At 46.3% G+C, this 3,043-nt stretch carries 3 protein-coding genes; all 3 read right to left on the bottom strand.

Going from position 1 to position 3,043, the window contains the following annotated elements; all coding sequences use genetic code 11:
- Positions 1-464, bottom strand: a 464-nt coding sequence (locus JW883_16525; GenBank protein ID MBN1843871.1) for a hypothetical protein, incomplete at its 3' end; no start/stop codon positions are given.
- 15 nt (positions 465-479) lie between these two features.
- On the bottom strand, positions 480-1,811 hold the full coding sequence (locus tag JW883_16520) for a hypothetical protein (protein ID MBN1843870.1): 1,332 nt from the start codon (positions 1,809-1,811) through the stop codon (positions 480-482).
- Positions 1,812-1,988: 177 nt separating this feature from the next.
- On the bottom strand, positions 1,989-3,043 hold a 1,055-nt coding region (locus JW883_16515; GenBank protein ID MBN1843869.1), incomplete at its 5' end, for a hypothetical protein.

Below are 3,043 nucleotides of genomic sequence, written 5' to 3'. Positions count from 1 at the left end.
TTTGCTATATTTTGAGCGGTCATCGGAATATCCGCGCCCGTGAAGAATTCAAAACCCTCCTGAATCACCTGTGTGTCGATGATAAGCTTTTCGCCGCCATCCCACATGAAATCCATTACCTTGAAGGCGGCCTGCGCCTCGCGGAACGTGGCTAAAATGACCTTTCCGTCGGTGTTAAACGTCAGTGGTTTGCCGATAGAAATCGCCTCGCCCGTTATGAGCCTTTGAACGGCTCGCGCCCTTGTGGCTACCACGACCTTGGAGTCGGGCTTGCTATTTGGAATAAGGACATAACCGACATGCGGAAAGAAATCTGGTTGCCCCGGCCCTACGTATGGTTCGACCTCGTAGTCGTTAATGCCGGTAAGTCGCACAGGCGTGTTCGGAGCCAAAACGCCAAGACCCGCCTTCACTTCAAAGGCAAGAGTCAAAATCCCTTTAAGTTCCTCTTTTATTGTACCCATTGCGTTCTCCTTTCGTTAGAGCGTATGTAGATCTCTCACATAATCTGAAGTCGGTTTTGAAAGCACAGATGACTTGCTTTCCTCTTTATCTTTGGCCGGATTAGAACTCTGGCGTGTAATCTCCGTACTACCGCACTTTGCGCACTTGTTTGGAAATTTAAGCTCGGCTTCTTTTCTGAATTCCTCTTTCCACGCCTGAACGAGCGTGAGCTCTCCATTTTCAAGCGTCTTTAAAATCGCATCGTTGATATTTTCACCTTTGACGAGCTTGCAGAGTCGAATTGCCTCAGCGCGTTCGTCTTCGAGATATTTATTGCCAAGTTCGGCTTTTGGTTTCATTTCTTTGATCTCGGTTTCCAGTCCCACGATAACCTTACTCGCCTCATCCAGTTGGCTGGTCAGTTTGGAAACCTGTGCATCATATTTCTCACCGATGGCAAACTTTGCCTGTTCAACATATTGCGCCAAGGTCTTGGTGAAGTTATCTGCGTTAATTTCCAGACCAAATGTTTGCTTCAAAAGTGTTTTAAGTTCTTCCATCTCATCCTCCTTCGATACTTGCTTTGAAGAATTGTAGGACAATTGCCCAACGTCGCGTTGGGAATCTGTCTCAATGAATTGACTGACTGGCTTGCCGTTGGGCCCGATCTGTTTTGCATATTCATCAGCGCCTTGCCAGACGAGGGATATCTCAAGGAAGCGGTCGATCTTTGTCACAATGATCCGGACGAGTTCTCCGTCAACCTCATCACCCATCTTTTCGAAGAATGTACCGTCATCCATCAATTTGGAATGGCTGGGTTTCCATTCAAACGAAACTGTAACACTCGCAGAATGAATCACACCCTGAAGAACCCCGCGAACGGTCATCGGATCCTTGACGATATCGAGTTTCAGAATGGCATTGATGCCGGGCGGTATTCCCTTTGTCTGGTCGTCCCAGAGCGAATCCTCCACCTGACCCACCCAGTTATCTACACTGGTGTCGTGATCCTTGAATACGGTTTGATTCTTTAAGAGACGTGTAGCCCGCTTGAGCATTTTTTCATTGGAGAAATCGATCGGACGATCTGCAAGTACAGCGGCGGAAAGGGCACGATATGTCACCTCGACAAAATCTTCGGCGGAGGCCGCAACAGTCGGGGGAAGGGCTGAGGGCTCTCCGCCTTTTTCTTGTGCCTTATTTTTACTTTCGATATTGGCAAACCTTGCTCGCTCAAGTATTTCCCTTAAGACGTCAGCGGGCTCATCACAGTGGAGGGAACCTTTAATCGTTAGTGACAGGCTTAGTGTCCTTTGGTTTTTCCAGCTCTGGAGAAGTTCTGTTTTTTGATTCTTCGTCAGCATAGTCATTCCTTGGACTCTCATCAGAATGCGTCCTACAGAAGTAACTATGCTTGCCCAGAAAACTCCCCAGCACTTTCACTATACCGCGAAACACCTTTTGTCGTTTTATCTCGTTGTTTATATTCATATTTTCCTCATCGATCATTTTTCCATCCATTTGAAAAAAACTACCTATGATCACTTGAATTGATCCACCACATACCCATGCCGACAATGCGGGTGATATGGAGGCAAGGCAATCCCCTGAGCTAAAAGATGATCCTCACTGATGTCAGCCACCATATCCTTATCGATTCTCCCGGGCAAAAAGGGATTGAGAAGAGGCAGATCTTCGGGGCTAGAAATTATCACATCTTTAACTTGGCGCACGACTGCATCTACTTTGAATTGTTTGCCGATCATGCCCTTGCACCAAGAGCATGTGACATTGTCCATCGGGCCAGTGATCTCGATGGTTGCACCTTGAGCCTCTTCAACTGTGAAGATATTGCCCCAGTTTCGAGCTCTATTCGTGGTTGTTTCCACGACTCGCAGGATTTTGTAGTCCTCTTGGTTCACTCGACCTTGAAACCTTTTAATAAACTTGCTCATCTCTCCGGGGTCTCTTAAATTACGGCCTGATCTCATATATTCGTTTGTCAGCCATTTTTTCAAAGACTCCTGTGTCTGTGGATCGCTGAAATATCGGCCGAAATAGAAATTGTCGGAGTTGCGCAAGAATTCGATAGCCCTTTCGTCAACAAGTTCAAAAGACGGCTTGATTGGGAACTTGCCTCCGAATGGGCTGGCGTCCTCAAGGCGAAAGTATTTGTAGATATGAGTCAGGTCTTCGAGTATCTCCAAAGCGAGTGCAGAATTGGTTAGTTCAAAACTATATTTTTGAGTAGCTGTTTCTAATGCCTCATTAGCAAAAAGTTCGCTATCACCTGTCGTAAAATTGAAGCGCTTTAGGAAGGTCTTAACGGCATCAATTGCTGATTCCGATGCCCCTCGAATGATTGGATAGACCTCAGCAAAATAGGCCTTTTGAAATTCCCGAACCTTTTTCTGGGATGGCGTAAGCCCATCGGATGCCAAGTGTCCGGCAGCACAATCGCCGTAGTAACAATGAACGATCTTATGCATATATCTTTCAAAGAGATCGTCGGGAGATATTTTATCTGGCAAATAAATGAATCTGTTTTGATGACGGATCGGGGCATATCGTCCAGATTGTTTGTTAAATACAAACG

Source organism: Deltaproteobacteria bacterium (assembly GCA_016930875.1).
Lineage (GTDB): Bacteria > Desulfobacterota > Desulfobacteria > Desulfobacterales.
The sequence above is the reverse complement of the archived record's forward strand: the minus strand, read 5'-3'. Positions and strand labels throughout refer to the sequence as shown.